This is a genomic window from Hungatella effluvii, assembly GCF_003201875.1.
GTDB lineage: Bacteria > Bacillota > Clostridia > Lachnospirales > Lachnospiraceae > Hungatella > Hungatella effluvii.
This window is the reverse complement of the sequence record NZ_QJKD01000003.1, coordinates 345,141-367,338: the sequence shown is the minus strand read 5'-3', so window position 1 is coordinate 367,338 and position 22,198 is coordinate 345,141. Positions and strand designations below refer to the sequence as shown.

16 protein-coding genes and 1 other annotated feature are annotated in these 22,198 nt (G+C 49.7%); of the genes, 14 read left to right on the top strand and 2 right to left on the bottom strand.

Translation table 11 applies throughout. The annotated features are described in order from the left end of the window. The first annotated feature begins 160 nt into the window (after positions 1-160). Positions 161-413: a binding site (T-box leader), on the top strand. A 61-nt stretch (positions 414-474) separates the two neighbouring features. Further along, entirely contained in the window at positions 475-2,181 is a 1,707-nt protein-coding gene (locus tag DFR60_RS07540) for a proline--tRNA ligase (RefSeq protein WP_110322344.1), read from the top strand. Positions 2,182-2,295: 114 nt separating this feature from the next. Beyond that, positions 2,296-2,823 carry a GNAT family N-acetyltransferase gene (locus DFR60_RS07535; protein WP_110322343.1) on the top strand — a complete coding sequence of 176 codons (528 nt, stop codon included), beginning with the start codon at positions 2,296-2,298 and terminating at the stop codon, positions 2,821-2,823. Between the two features lie 161 nt (positions 2,824-2,984). On the opposite strand, the gene DFR60_RS07530 is transcribed toward DFR60_RS07535, so the two are convergent. Together DFR60_RS07530 and DFR60_RS31395 are read right to left on the bottom strand one after the other, a co-directional pair. Further along, positions 2,985-4,982, bottom strand: coding sequence for an FUSC family protein (locus tag DFR60_RS07530; protein WP_110322342.1), 1,998 nt, complete (start codon positions 4,980-4,982; stop codon positions 2,985-2,987). Between the two features lie 166 nt (positions 4,983-5,148). After that, positions 5,149-5,394, bottom strand: coding sequence for a helix-turn-helix domain-containing protein (locus DFR60_RS31395; RefSeq protein WP_110322341.1), 246 nt, complete (start codon positions 5,392-5,394; stop codon positions 5,149-5,151). A gap of 128 nt (positions 5,395-5,522) precedes the next feature. Between DFR60_RS31395 and DFR60_RS07520 the strand changes: the two genes are divergently transcribed. The 12 genes from DFR60_RS07520 (at position 5,523) to DFR60_RS07465 (ending at position 22,041) form a co-directional block, all read left to right on the top strand. Further along, positions 5,523-6,269, top strand: coding sequence for a polyphosphate polymerase domain-containing protein (locus DFR60_RS07520; RefSeq protein WP_110322340.1), 747 nt, complete (start codon positions 5,523-5,525; stop codon positions 6,267-6,269). Continuing rightward, on the top strand, positions 6,262-6,939 hold the full coding sequence (locus DFR60_RS07515) for a DUF4956 domain-containing protein (RefSeq protein WP_110322339.1): 678 nt from the start codon (positions 6,262-6,264) through the stop codon (positions 6,937-6,939). The genes DFR60_RS07520 and DFR60_RS07515 overlap by 8 nt, the downstream gene beginning before the upstream one ends. Before the next feature lie 70 nt (positions 6,940-7,009). Beyond that, complete coding sequence (locus DFR60_RS07510; RefSeq protein WP_243005001.1) at positions 7,010-8,779, top strand: carbohydrate-binding domain-containing protein; 1,770 nt, start codon at positions 7,010-7,012, stop codon at positions 8,777-8,779. Between the two features lie 82 nt (positions 8,780-8,861). Continuing rightward, the gene (locus DFR60_RS07505) at positions 8,862-9,362 is read left to right on the top strand and encodes a GNAT family N-acetyltransferase (RefSeq protein ID WP_110322338.1); all 501 of its coding nucleotides are present in this window, start codon (positions 8,862-8,864) and stop codon (positions 9,360-9,362) included. Between the two features lie 4 nt (positions 9,363-9,366). After that, on the top strand, positions 9,367-10,599 hold the full coding sequence (locus DFR60_RS07500; RefSeq protein WP_110322337.1) for a DUF4272 domain-containing protein: 1,233 nt from the start codon (positions 9,367-9,369) through the stop codon (positions 10,597-10,599). 448 nt (positions 10,600-11,047) lie between these two features. After that, the gene (locus tag DFR60_RS07495) at positions 11,048-12,502 is read left to right on the top strand and encodes a sulfatase family protein (RefSeq protein WP_110322336.1); all 1,455 of its coding nucleotides are present in this window, start codon (positions 11,048-11,050) and stop codon (positions 12,500-12,502) included. Between the two features lie 184 nt (positions 12,503-12,686). Then, positions 12,687-14,135 carry an ABC transporter substrate-binding protein gene (locus tag DFR60_RS07490; RefSeq protein ID WP_110322335.1) on the top strand — a complete coding sequence of 483 codons (1,449 nt, stop codon included), beginning with the start codon at positions 12,687-12,689 and terminating at the stop codon, positions 14,133-14,135. 61 nt (positions 14,136-14,196) lie between these two features. Continuing rightward, entirely contained in the window at positions 14,197-16,068 is a 1,872-nt protein-coding gene (locus DFR60_RS07485; RefSeq protein WP_167437542.1) for a cache domain-containing sensor histidine kinase, read from the top strand. Then, on the top strand, positions 16,040-17,683 hold the full coding sequence (locus tag DFR60_RS07480) for a response regulator transcription factor (protein ID WP_110322333.1): 1,644 nt from the start codon (positions 16,040-16,042) through the stop codon (positions 17,681-17,683). Before DFR60_RS07485 ends, DFR60_RS07480 begins: the two co-directional genes overlap by 29 nt. 90 nt (positions 17,684-17,773) lie before the next feature. After that, positions 17,774-18,700 (top strand): carbohydrate ABC transporter permease, encoded by a 927-nt coding sequence (locus DFR60_RS07475; protein ID WP_110322332.1) that lies wholly within the window; start codon positions 17,774-17,776, stop codon positions 18,698-18,700. Positions 18,701-18,711: 11 nt separating this feature from the next. Further along, entirely contained in the window at positions 18,712-19,572 is an 861-nt protein-coding gene (locus tag DFR60_RS07470) for a carbohydrate ABC transporter permease (RefSeq protein WP_110322331.1), read from the top strand. Positions 19,573-19,593: 21 nt separating this feature from the next. Then, a complete protein-coding gene (locus tag DFR60_RS07465) occupies positions 19,594-22,041 on the top strand; it encodes a hypothetical protein (protein WP_110322330.1) in 2,448 nt (815 codons plus the stop codon). Positions 22,042-22,198: the final 157 nt, after the last annotated feature.

Genomic DNA, 22,198 nt, shown 5'->3' with positions numbered 1-22,198 from the left:
TTAACAGTGTGCCGCTTTCAAAATAGTAATCATACGATTCTAGATAGCAATGACATATTCTGAATAACAATTCGGCATACTTTCATTTCGTACAAAACATAAAATACCATCAGGTCTTGACACCTCCCTTCATTTGTGCTATTGTGCATGTAATCAAATACAAAAAGCGATGATAAGAAATAGTAGGTATTCCGGACTTTACAGAGAGAAAGCGGTTGGTGCGAGCTTTCATTGAAGGAGTAGCGAACCGGTCTTTGAGCTGTGGGCTGAACGGAACGTAGATTTCCCAGTAGGTTTCGCCGGGTTCTCCCGTCACAGAGAAAGAGTATCTGGCAGTTTGCCCCGTACTCGCGAGCGCGGATTTATTCCGAATTTAGGTGGTACCACGGACTTTTATACAGTTCGCCCTAAGCTGATGAGTGTCAGCTTGGGGCGTTTTTTAGTTTGTGGAAAATGAAAAAGGGAGGAAATCATATGAAACTGGAAAAACTTGTAGGGGATCGTTTTAAAGAACGTCCCGCGGACTGTGTCGTGAACAGCCATGCGCTGATGGTCCGCGGCGGTTATATGAAGTATGTGGCAAATGGTATTTATTCGTCGTATACGCCTTTAAAGAGGATTACTCGTAAGATTGAAGTGATTATGCGGGAGGAAATGGATGCAATCGATGGGCAGGAGGTACAGTTTCCTGTTGTGATGCCGGCCTCCTTATGGCAGGAGTCTGGCCGGTATGAGAGCATTGGAAAAGAACTGCTCCGGTTTGCCGACCGGGGAGGCAGCCCTCTGGTTCTCGGTATGACCCACGAGGAGGCGGCGGTTCAGCTTGTGAGGGAATATGGACAGAGCTATTTGAAATATCCTTTTATGATCTATCAGATTCAGACAAAATTTCGTGATGAGGCGCGTACGAGGGCGGGACTGATCCGGGTCCGCGAGTTTACAATGAAGGACGCCTACTCGTTCCACACAAGCCAGGAGGATTTAGAAGCGTATTATGACAGGTGTTATAAGGCCTATGAGCGGATTTATAAGAGGGTGGGAGTTCCTGATGTCATATCCGTGGCATCGGATTCCGGCATGATGGGAGGCAGCATTTCCCATGAATTTATGCTTTTGACACCCATAGGAGAGGACTCCATCGCGATCTGCGGGGAGTGCGGATACCGGGCCAATATGGAAGCGGCGGAAACCATTGTGCGCAGTGCCAGGGATGAAATTTCGGATGAACTGTCGCTGGTTCATACGCCGGATATACACACGATTGAGGATATCTGTCATTTCCTTGAAACCGGGAAGGAACGCTCCTGTAAGGCAGTGGTTTACCAGCGAAATTCTGACGACAGGTATATTGTCCTGTTTATTCGGGGCGATCTGGAAGTAAATGAAACAAAACTGACCAATTATCTGGGATACGAGATTCACCCGGCAGTCATCACTGAGGAAAGCGGCCTGACGGCTGGATATATTGGTCCGTACAACTTAAAGGGGGATTTTACGGTTCTGTTTGACCGTTCGCTGGAAGGGGCAAATAATTTATCCTGCGGCGCCAATATCTGTGAATACCACTATACCGGGCTGGATATGAAACGGGATGCGGGCAGCGCAGAATACCATGACTTTGCGAAGATCACCGAAGGAGGAATTTGTCCTCACTGCGGGAAGGCAGCAATTAAGATTTCACGCGGTATTGAGGTCGGAAATATTTTCCAGTTAGGTACAAAGTATACAAAAGCTATGGATATGACGTATGTGGCAAAGGACGGAAGTATGCAGTATCCGGTGATGGGATGCTACGGGATCGGTGTGGGCCGGCTTGCTGCCGCTGTATGTGAGGCGCACCATGATGAATTTGGACCGATTTGGCCAAAGGAAATTGCACCGTGGCAGATTCATTTATGTGCTGTCCGGCCGGACCATGAAGAAGTCAGAGAGTATGCGGACCGCCTGTATGAGGAATTGCAGAGCAGGGGCGTGGAGGTGATCTATGACGACCGCCAGGTAAGCGCCGGCATCATGTTTTCCGATGCGGATCTGCTGGGAGTTCCGCTGCGAGTCATTGTCAGCCCGAGGAATCTGAAACAGAATATTCTGGAGGTGGCTTCCAGGGATAAGAGCTTTTCAGAGAAAATAGCGATGGAGCATGCGGTGGAAACGTTACTGCAGCTCGTAAATGATCGCTAAAAGACCTGGTGACTAATCAATACGCTGATACAGATAGTAAAAAGGGCCTGCGTGTGTTAAAATGAGCGAAACGATGAAAGGGCCTTATATGGAAGCCCAGGGAAGGAAAATAAGATGAAAACACCTGTATTAGAGGCGGAAAGGCTGCTTTTGCGGCCATTTTGCGAAGCAGATGCACAGCGGGTCTTCGATTGCTGGGAAAGCGATTCGGAGGTGGCGCGGTATATGTTCTGGAGCAGTCATAATGACGTTGAGAAGACCAGGCAGTGGGCTGCCTTCGAAGTCTCTCAGATACCATCGGATCAGTGGTACCGCTGGGCCGTGGTGCTTAAAGCGACTGGGGAACTGATCGGAACCGGACTTGTTTATTACGAAGAGGAATACCATTTATTTGAAATAGGTTATAATTTCGGCAAAGAATACTGGGGCTATGGATATGCGACAGAAACTATGGAAGTAACTGTGGATTTTGCAAAGAATGTCCTGAAGGTAAAGGAACTGGTGGGCAGGTATGCAAAGGAGAATCCGGCGTCGGGCCGTGTAATGGAAAAGCTGGGTTTCCGGTACAGCAGAGAGATTCCCTATGAGGCCAACGAAGGAAAACACCGTTACGATGGGGTAGAGTGCAGGCTGAAGTTCTAAAAGGATATAAAATAAAGCGGTTAAACAGATCGCAGAGGAGATAGACGTACGGTGACGTTCGGGGCGGAGATATTATTTTTAGCTTGGTGATAGACTCCATCGCTGCCGATATCATGCTGTCGAGACCATCACTGCAGGCATCATCACCGCCCCTCATCGCCTCACCCGTTATGACTGCAGACACAACGATACATCTCAGACAATTGTTTGGAATACTGTTCCATCAACACAGATAAACGGGGTTCCCCTTCCATCGTCCGTTTATAGATGATCTCCGGGGATACGGTGCGATTCCTGTCAGCTTTCATATGAAGCATCTCCTGGATTTCGCTTAAAATACAGGCGGTAAAGGCCAGATAGTCTTCCATTTGTACGGAATTAACCGCACTGGCTTTTCGGTTGTTGATTAAGAAAAGCATCTGTTCCGCCTCGGATATCATGTGCCAGGAAATCCATAGAAGTTTTTTGATAAAGGCCGAATCCTCATTTCCCGCCTTTTTCAAATACTGGATAATCTGGTCGTGAATCAGATGGTAATGGATCTGGACATCGCAGATGACTCCATAATCCAGAGGCGCGGTCAGGCTGTGCTCCAGCAGGCGAAGGTAAACGTGGTGTGTGTGGAACAGCTGATACAGGTTGTAGCGGTACTGTCCCTTCTGGTGTGTTGGAAATACAAAACGGTTTACGAGAAGTACCAGCACCATCGCAGCGACGACATATAGGATACGGAGCTCAGCAGCCAGCATCTGTGGGAGTGCCAGCGTGGTAAGGGTCAGGGCAAAGCAGGTGGAGAACAGAGCCTGCTTCCAGGTTCCGGCTGTTTCCATATAAAGCCCTGTCGCCATAACGGTCGCCAGTACAAAATGCCAGCCGGTTCCATGGAACAGCGGGAGAAGAAACTGCAGGATAAGACAGCCCGCCAGTGTGCCGATAAAGCGAGTCTTGATGCGCGTGGCGCTTTCCTCATACATGGGGCGGAGCAGCAGGAAGGCGTTCAGCACGAGCCAGTAACCATGATTTGCCTGGCTGACCATGCTGTAAGTAAAGCCAACTGTCAAAACTACGCTGAGACGAAGCGCAAAACGCGTCTCAAATGCATCCGATTTTATTTGGCCAAACAGTTTCCTTAAGGGGCGGCGGTAGCTGGGAAGTCTCCAACAGGGAGGACTCTTTTTTTCATCTGTCTGTCGAATGTTTTCCAGGATCAGCAGGAAGAGACGGAGAAAATTCTGAACAAAAATGCAGGGGATTTCATCGCGTTCCTCCGCTTCGGCCAGAAGCTTATTTCCTGTGTTGACCAGTTCCTTCCGTTCAAAACCGCCGTTTCCCGCGGCCTCCATATATCGGGCCAGGCGTTCCAACAAGTCATGGCAGGTCTGGTCAGAGAGCGTGGCTGCCTGGTACGGATTTGTCAGAAAATACACGGCACGCTGAAACAGCAGCGCAAACATATACTGAATTTTCCCCTGGGGGCTTACCACATAGGTGAGGCCCCTGCTTTTGTAGGCTTCTCCGTAAAGTTCCTGGAGGATTGGAAAGATGGTATCCATCTGTCCGGAAGCCTGACTGCCGGAGGGGGCTGTTTGTTCTGCGGTGGGGGACATCTGCTCAATCTGAGCGTGCAGCGCGGCCGCCAGGAGCAGGAGCCCCTTTTTGGCAGCAGCAAAATGGTCATTTTTTCTATTCTGAAACGAACAGAAGAACAGTATGATGGTCAGAACTGCCAGACCGTAGGCCAGCGCCCCCATCTGCATGGCCAGTCCCTCCCACCCGACCGGCCGCAGCTGAAGAAAGACAAAGCACATGGCATTTGCAAAATATCCCAGCGGATTAAACTGCGAGGTCTGGAGAAAAACCAGCAGAAAGGGAACGGTCAGATTGAGAAGAATGCAGAGCGCAACGTTGAGGGAGGCAAAAAAGCTGAGAAGAGCCATCAAAAACTGCGTCCCCACAAGAACGATCAGCTGCCGGACTGTTAGATATTTCCGATAATTGACCTTGAACAGGATTGTAACCACCGATACGAGGATTGAATAGGAAATGCCGAATAATAGGATCGTAGAGTAAAATAAAAAAAGGAAAAAAAGAATAATTGGCAGGGCTGCCGCGAATTTGGAGTGGAAAGCTGCCAATACTGATTTTGTTTTGTTTTTCATGGGTGAAGTCATCTCCTTTAAGGAGATATTATAACTCTAATGGGGACGGCTGTCATCTTTTTTGTGAAGAGGGCATGAACCTGCCCTATATCAGAAGGATACTGTACTGCAGAACGGACGTTAAACAGTTTGCCTGATTAGCGTCCGTTCAGTGGCTTCATAAGTATCAATCAGTGGAAGTATCCGGTGGTTTTTCCCGATACTGCACCGGCGTAACCCCCATATATGTCTTGAAAACAGTCAAAAAATAATTATAACTCTGAAATCCGGACTCTTCCGCTATCTTTTTAAGGGAATCATTGGACTGCCGGAGGAGGCGTGAGGCGATTCTGACCCGGTATGTGTTTAAATATTTCGTAAAAGGGAGGCCAAGCGCGTCTTTGAATATCCTGGAAAAGTATACCTCCGACATTCTTTCACAGAAAAATCACCAAATCCCATCCGTCCTTTCAGCTTTCTTTCAGCTTTTCATGCTAGGATAAAAACACCTTAAAAAACAAAGAGCAGGTAATTACACAGAGAAAAGGAGGCAGGACCGATATGGCACAGGAAATTTTTGAACGTTATGAAAAGAAATATCTGCTGACAGAAGTACAGTATCTCGGTCTGAAACGGGTGTTTGAGGACAGGATGACAGCCGATGCATATGGAGTACATACCATTTCCAATATTTATTTTGACACAAAGGATTTTGAACTGATCAGAACGTCCCTGGATGGGCCTGTATACAAAGAAAAACTTCGTCTGCGGGCTTATGGGGCGGTGAATGAAAAGAGTACGGTATTTCTGGAAATGAAGAAGAAATACAGCGGTGTGGTATATAAAAGACGTGTACCAATGGAACTTGTGTCTGCCGTTTTGTATTTAAATAACGGGATTCTTCCAGAGTCGGAAAACCAGATTTTCCGGGAAATACAGTACATGAAACAGAGGTATCATCTGAAACCGGCGGCATACGTGGCTTATGACCGCGTGGCGTGTTACTGTAAAACCGATGAAGAACTGCGGGTTACTTTTGACTGGGATATACGATGCAGAAACGAAGCGTTAGATCTGCGGGCCGCGGCATATGGGACTTCCCTGCTTGATGCAGGCTGTGTCCTGATGGAAGTAAAGATACCGGGAGCAATGCCGGTCTGGATGAGCCGGGCATTTTCGGAGCTTTCCATCTATCCTGTGTCATTCTCGAAGTATGGGCGTTACTACAGGGAGTATCTGCTGAGAGAGGAAGGGGCGGAACCCGAATACAAACAAAACACTGTAAAAGGAGGGCGTGTCTGTGCTTAACAGTATTTTGACGGAAACAGTCAGCTCCGGGATTACAATGCCACAGTTGGTCATATGTACCTTGACTTCACTGGGACTTGGACTTGCTCTGGCATTCCTTCATACATATAGAAATACAAGTTCAAGAAATTTTGTGATGACGTTAGCGATTCTCCCGGCTGTGGTACAGGCGGTGATTATGCTGGTCAACGGAAATCTGGGAACAGGTGTCGCGGTAATGGGCGCGTTCGGGCTGGTGCGTTTCCGGTCTGCGCCGGGAAATGCCAGAGAAATTGGAAGCGTGTTTCTTGCCATGGCCATCGGCCTGGCGACAGGAATGGGGTATCTGGGAATTGCTGTTCTCCTGCTTATCATAATCGGAGCGGCAATTCTTGTTTTGGCGGCGGTTCCTTTTGGCAGCCAGTCATTAGCGCAGAAAGAACTAAAAGTCACCATACCGGAAAATCTGGATTATGCCGGAATATTCGATGATTTATTCGAAAAGTATACGAAGCGTGCGGTGCTCATGAAGGTACGAACAACAAATATGGGAAGTCTCTATGAGCTCTGCTACCGGATCGAACTGAAAAAGGAAGAAGAGGAGAAGGCGATGCTCGACGATATTCGGTGCAGAAATGGAAATCTGACGATTGTGTGCGGCCGGATAGCAGAGAACAGAGAGGAGTTGTAAATGAGAAATTTACATTGGAGGATCCATTTTTTACAGGGACTGATATTACAAGAGTGAAAGGAGAGATGGGATGAATCAATTATTGAGGCGCGGTCTGTTTCTCGTTATGGCTGGAGCGATTATGATGACCGGCTGCCAGAGCAAAAACGGAGATCAGGCCTTCGAAGATACTGAGGCAGAAGGCAATGGAAGCGCCGTAGGAACGGAAACCGTGATAACCGGAAAGGGAGATTCTGTCTCAGTGACCGGAACGGGAGCCGCGGTGGATCAGCGTGTCGTGACGATTACGGCGGCGGGAACGTACCGGCTCAGCGGAGAGATTACAGATGGCCAGATTGCAGTAAATGCAGGCAAGGAGGACGAGATCCGCCTGATTCTGGATGGCTTTACAATATCCAATACCAGCTCGTCCGCTGTCTATGGAATAAAAAGCGGCAGTATCACAATTACCACGGAAGAGGGAACAGATAATTATATTTCCGATGGAACCGGGTACCAGTATGAGGAAGAAGACGCCGATGAACCGGATGCAGCCGTATTCAGCAAGGACGATATCATTCTGGAGGGCAGCGGGACGCTGACGGTTACAGGAAATTACGGTTGTGGGATCCGAAGCAAGGACGATCTGACAGTGAAGTCGGGAACGTACGTGATTGATGCGGTTCAGGACGCTATGAAGGGAAAAGATTCAGTAGAAATAGAAGGAGGTACATTCAACTTAAACGCTGGAGAAGACGGCATTCAGGCCAGCAATGACGAAGAAGAGGACAAGGGATATGTGAAGATTTCCGATGGTACGTTTTCCATTACGGCGGCCGCCAAAGGAATTAAGGCGGAGACGCTCCTGGAGGTATCAGGAGGTACCATTGATATTGATTCGGAGGATGACGCAGTCCACTGCAACGGTGACGTGAACATTACCGGAGGAACTTTTACGATTGCCACCGGAGACGATGGAATCCACGCGGATAATCAGGTGGTGATCGACGATGGAACCATTACTATTATAGAGAGTTATGAGGGGATAGAAGGGCTGACGATTGATATCAATGGCGGCGTGATCGACGTTACCTCGGAAGACGACGGTTTAAACGCGGCCGGCGGAAATGACGGTTCCGGAAATGACGGTTCTGGAAATAACGGCTCCGGTAATCTGGAGTCCGGCATGGAAGGAAGGCCGGGAGGCCCAGGAGGCGCTTTTGGTTCAACGGAAGGCGCCTATATCAAAATTACCGGGGGTGAGTTAAAGGTCAGCGCCTCTGGAGACGGCATTGACTCGAACGGTGATTTCTATATGGAAGGCGGCAACGTGATCGTAGAGGGCCCGACAGACAATGGAAACGGGACGCTGGATTACGATGGAACCGGAACGATCAGCGGAGGAACATTTATGGGAACTGGCAGTTTTGGGATGCTGCAGTCATTTTCCAGTGACTCCACTCAAAATGTGATTGTCGTGTATTTTGCTGGTACGAAAACAGCCGGCACGGAGTGGACGCTTACGAGCGGTGATGAAATGGTAATTCTGTCAGGGAATCCGGATAAGGAGTATTCTTCTCTGATTATAGGTTCCCCGGAATTAAAGGACGGGGAGACGTATCAGGTGGCTGCGGGAGAAGAATCTATGGAAATCACTGTCTCGGGAATCATTACCCAGTCCGGCACACGGTCCGGAATGGGGGGCGGAATGGACGACTTTAAGAACAACGGCCCTCGGAATCATGGATCCGGTGATAATACTCCAGAGGAAGGCGGAGAAAACGGCATAACAGATAATCCTCAGCAGGGAGGCGGCATGCGTGGGAAACGCGGCGCTGACGGCAGCGGAGAACTGAAGTAATAATTGAATGATATAGGATTCCAATTCTCACTTTTTATGGTAAAATAGCCATAGAGAATGGAAATTGGAGGTTTGAAAGACTTTGGAAAAGAAAATTTGGCTGGACAAATTAAGGGCAGAAGACAGGGATACGGTATTTTCCATGACTTCCGACCCGGAAATTGTAAAATATATGCGTTTTGATACCCATGAGAAGCCGGAGGAGGCAGAAGAACTCATCCGGCATTATACGGAAGGAGGAAATTACGGCTTTCTCATACGAATTGCAGACAGCGGAGAACCGGTAGGAGTCGCCGCCCTGAAACAGGATGAGGAGAACTGGGGAGAGTATTCGGTGTCTCTGTTCAGTTTTCAGAGATTCTGGAATAAGGGATACAATACCGCCGCGGTGGAACTGCTGAAGACATTTGCACGGGAGCAGGGAATCAGAGGTCTGAAAGCCTATGTGGTGGAAGAGAATTACGGTTCACGAAAGGTGATGGAGAAATGCGGATTTCAGATACAGGAGATCCTTCATTTCGATGATTTCCCCTCTGGATTATACGTTTACGCACTGCCAATGAAACCAAAAGAAAAAGGATAATACCATGAAACTGTTTGGAAAGAAGGCTCAGCCTAAAAAGGAAGAACCAAAGATGCAGGAAGCAGTCCTGACACTGTATGCCTGCAGAAAAGACGGGAAGGCCGTGCCGGATACTGCATGCCGCCTGTTTGATGAAGTGATGGACAAGATCTTTTATATGGACGAAGATGAATTTCAGATTCGTTTTAAGGATGGCACCGCAGCGGTTTTCCACCTGGTAACGGACGCCGAGGAGACGAAGGTGCAGTCCAATGGAATGGCCAATTTCTTTTCCCAGGCCCCTCTTGAAAATGAGGAGGTGAAGGAAGCGGCCCTCTGCCAGATGCGTCTGTTTAATTGTATCATAGGAATCCGGTTCGAAATCGATGAGGACAGCGACAGGACTAATTGTATCATACACTCCATTTATGGCATGGCAAAAGAGCTCAGCGCTTTTGTGCTGTATCCCAATATGTATCTGTATCACTGGGATGGCCGCCTGCTGCTGTCGATTGACGGAAAGAGTGATTTTGAAGAGTTTTATCCGCAGGCCAGCACCACGATTCTGGATCGTGAGGTAAATGAGGAAGAGGCAGACAGAGAACGGAAAATGCGTTCCATCGCCATTTTAAAGGAGAAGGGGATTCCCTTTCTTGAGCATTTGAAGGCGTCGGTGTTCGAATCAGAGTGTAAAATTCCGGACAAGGAAGTGATCATTCATCGCCTTGCCTGTATTTTTACCGCTTGTGTCCAGTCTGAGATTTATACCAGCGGCCAGTTTGAAAACTGCCAGGAAATGGCGGCGGAAGAGATCGCGCAGATGGAGGAACGCTATCAGATTTCGGATTGGCTGTCACCGGAAGAGCGGGACTATCTCGAAAATCCGGACAAGGATCCGGCGCTCCATAACCGGTTTGGCTGGCGGTATGAGTGCTGCTCTGTACTTTTGTGGGCACTGTCCATGATGGAGTTGAAGGAACCGACAGAAATTTGTAATGCCTCTGAGCTCGGGGCTGTCATCTGGAACCATACCTTTGACAGCCTGATGGAAGCTGCGGTGCTTCGCAGCAGGGAGGAGATTCTCGACATGCAGGATCTGGTGCTGCGGTATGACTGGGCCTGCGTCGATGCGAGAGTCCACCACAAGGAGGTTCCGATGCTGAGCAGTGATATTGTTTTCGAGTGGCATTATGCGCTCAACTGGCTGGTGCAGGCCGATGGAATCGCAGACTGGGACCGGGTGACAACGACGACGTAGGCGCGGAGAGGAATTCTCGGATACAGCCTGGTACTGCAATGCGCAATTTCATGTTAAACGGTTATATTGGAGATTTGGGTGATAGGATTATAGGGTTATAGAGCAAAAGGATTAATACATTTTAGGATTATTGAATTGCAGGATCAAAAGGAAAAAAGGAAAGAAAAGGAAAAGAATAAAGAAAAAGGCAAGAAAAAGCAGATATTAAGAAAGCCGGACCGGAAACGATTACTTGTTTCCGTCCGGCTTTCTCCACATCTGCTTTTATGGCCACGACACCAATCGAATCCGGCCGCCACGGATCCGAAGGCCGCCCAAAAGCAGAATCGGAAAATATTTAACCCAAGCCGATAGTTTCGTTCTCACGCATTCTTCTGTTCATGGGATAAAATAAAACTCATACAAGCACGGAATCCATTGTGCCAGAATTGCAGAAGGAGTGAATACCATGTATAATTTGATTATTGTAACACCGGACCAGATGCGCCGGGATTACTTAGGCTGCTACGGGAATAAGGAAATCAGGACTCCCGGAATCGATGGGCTTTCCTCGGAGGGAATTACCTTTGAAAACTGTTACTGCGCCGCCCCGCTCTGTGCGCCGAGCCGTATCAGTTTTGCCACCAGCACGTATTTTTCAGAGCATAACCACAGAAATTACTGGTCTGCCATAAGCGCTGACGTTCTAAATCTCGTCACGCAGCTGAAAAAGAAGGGGTACCGGACTGGAATGTACGGAAAAAATCATCTCTTCCTCTATGATGACCTGGAACGGATCTGGGATGGGCTGGACGAAATCTGCCTGGGTAATTACGACGGCCATGAGGAATATACGCACTCCTGGTCTTCCTTTCGGCTGGAGCCGGACCACCGGTTCAATATTACAGGGCGCCTCACCAACGAAGCCATATCCTTTATCGAGGAAAACAGGGAGAAACCATTTTTTACCTGGATCAATTATCAGGATCCCCATCCCGCATTTACGTGCCCGCCTCCGTATGATACCATGTATGATCCGGATAATATTGTGCCTGGGGAGGACTGGTATTTTTGTGATGAGAGTAAAGACGGAACAGGAGAGCCAGTGCGCAGTAAAGTATGGAGAACGCACTCTGAAATGGATTTGTGCACAAACGAAGACTATCGGAATGCGGCCGCCCGCTATATGGGACAGATCACCTATGTAGATGACTGTGTGGAACGTCTTCTGACTTATTTAAAGGAGCGCGGTCTGGAGGAAACTACGGTTGTACTTTTCTTTTCCGATCACGGGGAACTGCTGGGAAGCCATCACATGATGCATAAAATACCAGTGTTTTACGACTGCCTGACCCGTATTCCGGTGATTCTCAAGTATCCGGGATGCCAGAAGGGCGTACGGTTCCAGGGGCTTGTGGAGGAAATTGACTTAGTTCCGACACTTTTGGAGCTGCTGTCGGTGAATATACCGGATACCATGTGCGGTCAATCGTTTTACAGCAGACTGAAAGAGGGGAAATATGAGGAATGGCGGGAGACGATCCTCTGTGAGGCAGGCGGCGGAGCGCCCACGTATAAACAGCCGGTGAAGGGGCTGAAGCTTTTGGCGCCTCATGCGCCGACCTCGTTTGGTCCCGGAGCGATGGTGCGGAAAGGTAATTATAAACTGAGTATTTACCATGACGATCAGGGCGAACTATACCGGATTGACAGTGATCCCAGGGAACTGCACAATCTCTACGATGATCCTGAATATGCCGGAATCAGACAGGAACTGACGCTGATTCTGCTGAAACGTGTTCTTGGGGTGAAGGTGAGAGAGACCGGCAGGACCGCGTGGAATTTTGAAGAATATGGACAGGATGTCCGGTTTGAACCATTGGAAATGGCTGGAACAATCAGGGATGTCAGATTCAGTGACTAATCTCCCACAGCATTGGACCAGTGCCGTCCGGCACTGGCTTCAGATATTCCGGACCGTTTTACACGATAGACAGAATACATCGGTATTTTTTCTACATGGAATCTGTATTTTCTTCCTTTCGGAGACAGGGAAATGGGGATATGATTGTTTCATAAGAAACAGGTTAGAAAAGGAGGAACAAGACATGAAGAGAAGGGGACACTTGACAGCGATTCTTTTGACAGCGGCCATGGCGGCTGGTCTTACAGCCTGCGGCGGGGGAAATAACGCAGGGACTGCAGCTGTCACAGATACGGAGCAGAAAACACAGACGGAGGCGAGTTCTACCGCAGCGGAAAGTACGGAAAAGGCGGCAGCCGGCCAGGAGGACAAGATTACGATCACCTACTGGAACACCAACCGTCACGATCAGGAGTATATGGCGCCGCTGATTGAAGAGTTCAACAACACCAATACGGACAACATTTACATCGACTACCAGATTTACGCAGAAAATTACGCTCAGATGCTGGATCTGTCCTTCAGTACAGATTCTGCTCCCGATGTATTCCAGATATCCAACGACGGGCTGGCCACGATCGTGGAAAAGGGATACGCCCTGGACGTCACCCCGTTTATGACAGACGAGTACAAGGAGCGCTTTGGGGAAGGCGCCTTTGTAGAAGGCATCAACATGATAGACGGCAAGATTTATTCCCTGCCCTATACCGCTTCTGCAGTAAGGCTTTTCTACAATCAGGACATCTTCGACCGGGTGGGAATCGAGGCGCCGCCGGCTTCCTTAGAAGAACTGGTCGCAGACGCAAAGCTGATTACTGAGCAGTTATCCGGCGAGGGCATCTATGGTATCGCAGGTAATTATAAGAGCAGCGCAGCCATTCTTCGTACCGTTGATCCTGTAGTAATGGTCAGCGGCGGAACGAGAGGCGGGTTCGATTATAAGAATGGAAAATATGATTTTACCAGCTACAAGCCAATTCTTGAGGCATTCCGCGAGATGTACGAGGGCGGATACGCGTTCCCGGGTTCTGAAGCGCTGGATATCGATCCGCTGAGAACACAGTTTGCGGCAGGAAAGATTGGCATGTACATGTCCCTAAGTCACGCGGAACCGGGAGTATACGCTTCCCAGTTTCCGACGGATATTAACTGGAGCTGTGCTTATATTCCGGCGGCAGGCGGCGTCATCAAGGGAAAACAGCAGCTCTGGACAGGCGGTTACAGCTTCGCTGTAAATGTCAACACGGCTCATCCGGAGGAATCCTGGAAGGTGATGGAATTCCTTCATAGCGATGAGGTAATGAGCGGTTATTATACCGCAGGTCTGGGTACCGTTATGATTCCGACGGCAGTGGAAAAAGCGGAGACGCCGGAATCCGTAAAGAAGATACCGGCTCTGGAGCTGACAGACAACGACAGAAATTTTCCAGCGCTTCCCAATGGTTTAAAGGTGGAAGGAAAGGACTACGCAAGTGTATTTGTGGAAGTGATTTTCGGTATGACAGACGCGGACAAGGCTATCGCAGATTTGAACAAACGGTATAACGAGGCGTATGACAAAATGGTAGAAGCCGGTACGGCGCGAATCGTATATCCCAACTTTACCACAGAGAATTTAGACACATCGAAATAGAAAATCGAAAGGGCATCCTGCCATGCGGGATACCCTTTTCGGCATGGGAGGTATTAGGTGTATGGCAGTCAGAAGGTGGCATGAATCGATCGACCATATGAGTTTCCGGAGGAAAATGTCCCTGTTTCTGCTGGCAGCAGTCAGCCTGATTCTGCTGACCGGCCAGTTCGCCCAGTATGAGCTGACGAAGCAGCAGACGCGAAGGCAGGAACAGGAGCAGGCGATGGCGAATGTGGCGCAGATCGAGACGTATATGGAGATGAAAATGAAAAACGTCATCGAGCGTCTTTACTATATCGGAATCAACCAGACCTTTTATAATGCGGTAAAAAAGGTGCTCTTTGACGATAAGGGGGCGGCTGACAGCGTAGTGATGGGGGACATTTCCAGTACGCTGGCGCTGTATAAAATCACGGAACCGCTCATATCGTCCCTCTACCTTTACACGCCTGCTGCCAGCTATACGGACAACACCGTACTGATCAACCGGGATTTTGACTTTAAGACCTCCGGGCTCTATCCGTATATGGAAAAGAAAGGCCCCATCATTATCGGAAGCCCATGCAGGGACGAGATCTTTATCACGAGAAAAAATGTAGTTCCTGTGATCTATAAGTTCACCGTAGAAGGATATGGAGGAGAGGCGGCTCTTTTAGCCAATCTGGATCAGAACGCCCTGTACGAATATCTCAAAAAAATACTGCTGTCTGAGGACGTAAGTGTGGTTCTGTATGACGACGAAGGGAACCGGATTGCAAGCAGCATAAAAAAAGAACATCAGGGACTTTTTAAAGAGGAGTTAAAGGCGGAAGATTTGAAGGCTATGGCCCTCGATGAGGAAGCGTTTCATACACTTCGTTATGACAGGGAAAAGTACTGGATTAATAATGGAAGGCTGGATTTTGCTTCCTGGAATCTCATCTATGTCCGTTCGGAGAAAAGCGTTTTCCAGAAGCTGGGCTCCCTGACGGCCGGCTACGTGGCGCTGAGTTTTCTGGTCCTGGCCGTCATCTTCCTTGTGGTCATGGCGATTGTGAAGAGGCTGACCATGCCATTGATGGAATTGTCGGATCTGATGCAGAAGGCTGGTGAGGAAAAGTACGAAATCGATTTTCCATACCGGAAAAATGATGAGATCGGCATGCTGGCGGTGAGCTTCAACCATATGGTACGCTATACGAGAGAGCTGTTTGAGCAGCTGAATCAGTCTATTGAGCAGCTGAAGGAGGAAAAGGAGAAGGTGAGGATCGAGCAGCTCTTAAAGCGGAGAGCCGAGTTAAAGGCGCTGCAGGCTCAGATCAATCCCCATTTTCTCTATAATACCCTGGATTCAATCCGCTGGAAGGCCGAGGACATCGAGGCGGAGGACATCAGCCAGATGACGCAGGCTCTGGCGACGGTGTTCCGCATCGGCCTGTCGAGGGGAAGGGAGCTGATCACAGTCGAGGAAGAGCTGGAGCACGTGGGCAGTTATCTGGAAATCCAGTGCCTGCGCTATGGGACACTCCTGAAGTATGAGATTGATGTGGATCAGGCGCTCATGGAATACTACACCGTAAAACTGATCCTTCAGCCCCTGGTGGAGAATTCCATCTATCACGGAATCAAGGAAAAGGGGGAGCAGGGGATGATCCGTATCACCGGAAGAAGGGAACTGTCACAGATGGTCTTTACGGTAGAAGATAACGGAATGGGAATTCCGGTGGAACAGTTAGAGCGGCTGAATCAGGACCTTAAGAGAAATCTTTCCGTCAGCAAAGAGGGGTACGGAATATTCAATGTAAATGAAAGAATCCGGCTGTATTTTGGCGAGGCCTTTGGCCTTAGGCTGGAAAGCCGGAACGGGGAATGGACGAGGGCGGTGGTGACGCTGCCGTTGATAGAAGAGTGGGAGGTAGAAAGCTATGTACCGTATTCTGATCGCAGACGATGAGGCCAGCATCCGGGAGGGAGTGGCGCGTTATTTGAGAAAACACTGCAGTACGTATGAGGTGGCAGCTACGGCGGAGAATGGGGCGGATGCGCTTAAAAAAGCGCAGGAACTGCTGCCGGAGGTGATTATTACGGATATTGCCATGCCGAGGATGAACGGACTCGATTTTCTGGAACAGATCCGTCATACACTTCCGGATACAAAGATCATCATACTCAGCGGCTATGATAATTTTGAATATGCCAGGCAGGCCATGCGGCTGGGAGTAAAGGAGTATCTCGTTAAGCCTCTCGATACGAAAAAACTGCTGGCAGTTCTGGATGAATTCAAAACAGAACTGGATGCCGAGATGGCGGCGTGGAACCGGAAGGAAAGCGCAGACCTGGTAGAAGGTGGAGAGGCTGGTGCTGGCAGAGGCACCGGTGAAGGGACAGCAGCGGGAGAACGCGGATATGCAGGTGACTCGGAAGAGAACGGATCCGAAGGTGAAGGAAGTCGGGACAGCCAGAAGGAGCAGGCGCTTCTCGCAGAAAAGATTCACCAGGCCATGGAAGAGACGGAGCACCAGGAGAATGATTTCAGCATGCGCCGAGTGGCTTTATGGAAGGGGAATGTCCCTCTGGAAGCGCTTCGGACGGCGCTGCGAAACCGGTTCAAGGGAGTTGTGAAGGTCACCTGCATATCCACGGCCGAGGAGAAAAATGCCGTTGTCTTTCAGTACAGGAAAGAGGAGAGTGCTCAGGCGTTTATCAAGATGAACCTGGGACTGACCGCTGTAGTTAACCATATGAAGCAGGAAGATTTAGGCGACGTCCGTTTCTTTCTTGGGGGAGAGGTGGAAGGCTTAAACCGTCTGGCCTGCTCCTGGATGCAGGCCAGGACAGCCGCGGATTACGGTCTTTTCGGTGATATGCCTCCGGTGTTTAATTATGAGGATGGGGTGGCGAATCAGCTTGCCGCGTGCAGCTGTCCACCAGAAGAACTGCTCAAAAAGCTGGTGATGGAGGCGTGCTACGGGAACAGCCAGTCGCTGGAGGCCGCCGCCGATCGCCTGTTTACCTGGTTCCAGAAGGAGCAGAATGGAAACGCCGCATTTATCCGAAGCAACGTACTTGCGGCCAGCCACCGCATTCTGGGATATGAGACGAATACGGCGGCCATTACATATCTGGAGGCGGAAAAATTCCGGCAGAGCGTTATGAAGGCCGAGAGCCTGGAGGAACTGAAAAGGGAATTTCTGCATTTCCTGCGTTTTATGGGGGAGAAGAAGGCTGGATGTGTGAGGCAGGAACAGTCCGTAGCACAGAAGGTGGACAGGATCATTCAGGAGAATATAAGCAACCCGGAATTCAGCCTGGATGATGTGGCTGGGCTTCTCTTCATCAGTCCCAACTATCTGCGTCAGCTCTTTAAACAGGAGACGGGAATGACATTTGTGGAGTACTTGACCCGCACCAGGATGAAGCAGGCCAAAATGCTCCTGGACACAGGTGAGGTCCGCGTGGCCGACGTGGCAGAGCAGGTGGGATACCGGGAGCCTCGGTATTTTTCCTCCTGTTTTAAAAAGCTGTATCAGATTTCCCCCAGCGATCTGCTCGAAAAAGCGAAATCGTAATTTTTTAAACGTCATATCGATCGATTCTTTCTCACGGCAGCGGCGTTCCCCTCCTTATAATAGAGGTAACGATTAAAGGAGGGGAATGCCATGAAAGAGAAGAATGCAAATCTGAAAAAGGTCCTGAAACGGGAGAAGACATCGTATCTGATGCTGCTTCCAAACATCATTTTATTTGCGGTATTTACCATTTACCCGCTCTGCTGGGTGCTGCGCTACATGTGCTTTGATTATAAGGGCTACGGCGAGGCAGTATTTACCGGTCTGGACAATTTCGTCCGTGTTTTTACAAGAGATAAGGAATTCTGGAATTCCGTAGTCAATACCATCGTCTATGTGGCGGGAAAGTTGTTCCTGACGCTGCCTATCGCATTTTTGCTGGCCGTACTTTTAAGCAAACAGACGAAAGCCAATACTGTGGCGCAGTCCATCGTATTTACACCGACCATCATGAGCAGCGCGGTCATGGCGCTTATTTTCTATTTGCTGTTCAACACGTACAACGGTGATATCAACCGCTTCCTCATGAGTCTGGGAATTATCCACACAAATGTCAACTGGCTGGGCGTGAAGCTGGCCATGGGAACAGTCGTTATCATAGCGGTCTGGGGCGGAATCGGAAACTACATGGTTTACTTTATCGCAGGGCTGACAGGAGTGCCCCAGGACGTGTATGAGAGCGCGAAAATCGACGGCGCGGGCAGCGTACAGATTCTGTTCCGGATTACGCTTCCCATGATGACACCCATCATCAAGATGGTGCTGATGCTGGCGCTGGTGGTCTCCTTCATGGATATGCAGAGTATTATGGTATTGACGGAAGGCGGGCCCATGGGGCGGACGAATGTCATGTTCCTGTATCTCTATCAGTTATTTTTCCCGATTACGGTAGGCTCTAGCGTGCCGCAGGAGTTTGGCTACGGCGCCGCGGTCAGTCTGGTATCCGCCTGTATCGTTGGATTGTTTACGGGACTTTATCTCTTCCTTGGCCGGAAGCTGGATAAGGTCATGGAATAGGAGGGAATGAGATGAATCACGATATTTTTATGAGCCGGCTGATCAGGACGGCGGGTTTTGTGGTAAAGTGGCTGTTTGTGGGAACAATGTGTATCTTTACTCTTTACCCGGTTATTTACGCGGTGATCGGATCCTTTAAAACAAACGCGGAACTCACCCTGGGAGGCAGTTTCCTTCCTGCCGAGTGGCAGTTTCAGAACTATGTGTATGCGTTTCAGAAGCTGGATTTTGGAAGGTATATTGCCAACAGCGTGACTCTGGCCCTTCTGACCGTCCTGTTCAGTGTGGGAACGGCTTCTATGGCGGCATACGTCATGGCGAGAAGGACATTTCCGGGAAAACAGGTGCTTAATGTGTGCTATCTCTGTTCCATGTTTGTGTCAATCGGTTCGGTGTCGCTGTACCCTCTCTATAAGCTGCTCTCGGCGGTGGGCTTAAACAGCAGTATGGTCGGGCTTGCCCTGCTGCTTACAGGAGGTCAGGCGGCTAATATCTTCCTGATCACCGGCTTTGTGAGGAGTGTGCCCCGGGAACTGGACGAGGCGGCCACCATAGACGGGGCGGGAACCTTTCGGATATTCTGGCAGATTATCGTACCAGCCATCAAACCGATACTGGGAGTCGTGGCGCTGTTTTCTTTCCGCCACGCATGGAATGAATTCGTCTCAGTGCAGGTGTTTTCCATGTCCAATCCGAATCTGAAGACGCTGAGTGTAGCCGTGGCGTCCCTCCGTTATTCCGCAAACGCGGCGGCGGAGTGGCATATTATGGCGGCCGGGGCCTCCATTGCCCTGCTTCCGATTCTGATTGTGTATTTGTTTGCCAACCGTCAGTTTATTGCGGGACTGACCGCGGGAGCTGTGAAAGGATAGTACTGGAAAGGAGAAAATATTATGAAGACCGTATTATTGCCAAACAGGGACGGTTTCATCACGAATTATCTGGTATGCGGCCCTAAAGAGACAGAATTTACCGATTCAACGGGAATGCATGATGATAATCAGCTTAGGTACGAGGCGTATTTGAGGAGTATCCTGCCGCGGAGGGAGCCGGATCCGGCCTGCTTAAATATCTGCCTGGGCGGGCAGGGGCCAGAGGGGCTGGACTGGAGATACTATTTTTCCTATGGAGACTGGTTTGTGGATTACAGCACCTTTTATTCCACACTCACCAGGGTAGAGCTGTCCGCTGCTGTCTGCTTAAAAGTAAAGGAAGAACGAAGGGTGAGGGCTGCACTTTGGTCCTATGCGGCCGTCACCGTATGGTGCAATGGGGAAATATCAGGAAAAATTGAGACTCCGGTTTATAAGCCAATCCAGAGAACGGAGATGGATTTGACGCTTCACAGAGGAGAAAATCTTCTTTACGTAAAGCTGCAGAACTTAGGCGTACGGGACACCCGGACCATCTTTGGAATTCAGCTGCTGGAGGATTTGGAAGAAGTGGAAATTGTGCTTCCTGGAAATGAGGCGGCAAAGCGGTACGAATATGCGGACCGATGGCTGTCCGGCATCCGAAAGGAAGGGCAAAAGCTGGTATTTCCGGCTCCGGCTCCAGAGGGGACGTCCATACGGTTTATGGAGCAGGAACAGTTGTTTGAAGGAAATGACGGCGATGTAAAAGAGCGGGAACTCTGCGGCATTCAGGAGACAGAGCTGTCCTCCGGACTCCCTCACTGCATGATTTCCTGTGTGGTCGGCGGCGACGCATTAAAACGCCACTTTGAGGCTATGGAACAGATCCGGCCGGTTTACCGAAAGGGAATCAGTTCAGAAGAGAACCGACGGCTGATTTATGAAAATATCGCCGGACAGAAAGGCGCAGTTCGCAATGGGGGACTGTTTACCATGTCCAACATCCTGGCGAGAAAACTGCTTTCCATGGAATGGCCGGAGGATGAGGAGAATATCAGAAAGAGCCTGATACCTGTGAGAGATCATTTTGACTGTTCCGACTTTATCGTAAGTGCGCTCCTCCGGTATCTGGAGTATTTCCCTGTCAGTGAGGCGCTGGAAAATGAAATAAAGGATACGCTGCTTTCCTATAGGTACTGGATGGATCAGGACGGATCAGATGGTATGTGCTTCTGGAGTGAGAACCATGCCCTGGCTTTTTACAGCTGTATGCTGCTGGCTGGAAAGCGGTATCCAAAGGAATATTTTTCCGCCGCCGGCCGAACGGGGGAGGAACTTGCCGCCTGCGGAAGAGAGAAGCTGGAGCAGTGGTTTGACTGCGTGGAACAGTCCGGTTTCGAGGAATTCTTAAGCTCGGGCTATATGTGCGTGACCTTTGCGAACCTTCTAAATATTGTTGATTTTGGGGACGGGGAACTGGCTGCTAAGGCGTCCCGGACCGCGGACCGGATTCTGCGGATGCTGGCGCTCCATACCTTCCATGGAACGGTTATCGCGCCTATGGGACGGGTGTACAGAGGCGTGCTTTATCCTTTCACACAGCCTACACAGGTTCTGATGAATCTTTTCAATCCGGAGACGCCCTGTGTCCCGGATTCCAGGGAAGGCTGGCTGGAATTCTGTGCGAGAACTTCGTATCAGGCGCCGGAAGATCTTTCCAGTCTGATGGATCGTGAGTGCACCACAGAGTATTCCACGGGAAATGCACTGATCCGGCTGCACAAGAAAAAAGACTACTGTCTGACATCGGTCCAGTCTGGGCGGGAGGATGGGAATGAGCGGTGGCAGAATTTAACGCTCCAGGATGGAAACGGCCAGTCATCCCATGAGTATACGCGTTCCCTGAACGAACGGTTCCACGGCACCACCTGTTTTGAACCGGGAGTATACGGCTATCAGCAGCATTTATGGTATGGAGCTGTGGATAACGATACCTTTGTATTTACCAGTCATCCAGGCGGTACCTGCGAGTCCAGCAGTATGCGCCCCGGATACTGGTACGGCAACGGTGTGATTCCGGCGGTGAAGCAGGAGCGCAGCCGGATCGGAATTATATATGAAATACCGGAGAGCCATCCGATTCATTTTACCCATCTGTTCTTCCCGACGATTCGCTTTGAGACGGCAGAGAAGAGGGGAGGCTGGCTGTTTGGGCAGAAGGGAAACGGATATGTGGGCGTGTGGAGCAGCGGAGAGACGGAGGCATTCACAGATCAGCTGTTCGACTGCGAATACCGCGTGTACGGGGATCAAATGGCCTACTTTGCAGTATGCAGTTCAAAGGAGGAGGCGGGAAGTCTGGAGGCGTTTATGGATTACTGTCTGAAACAGGAGCCGGAGTATGAGTGCGAAGAAAGCGTATTATCGGCAGCTGGTGGATTTTTCATGAAATATGAAAAGAAAGAGGACAGGACGCAGTATGTATAGAAAGTGGAAGGCCAGCCGGAGCGGTTGGCCTTCCTTATTTATTTGTCTCCGTGCAGATATTCTGCCTGACGGGGCAGCTATTTTTGGGGAAACCCTTTCTTTCGGATTCTGTCACCTAGCCGTAACAGTGTCTCGGTATGTCTGGGGGTATGGAGCC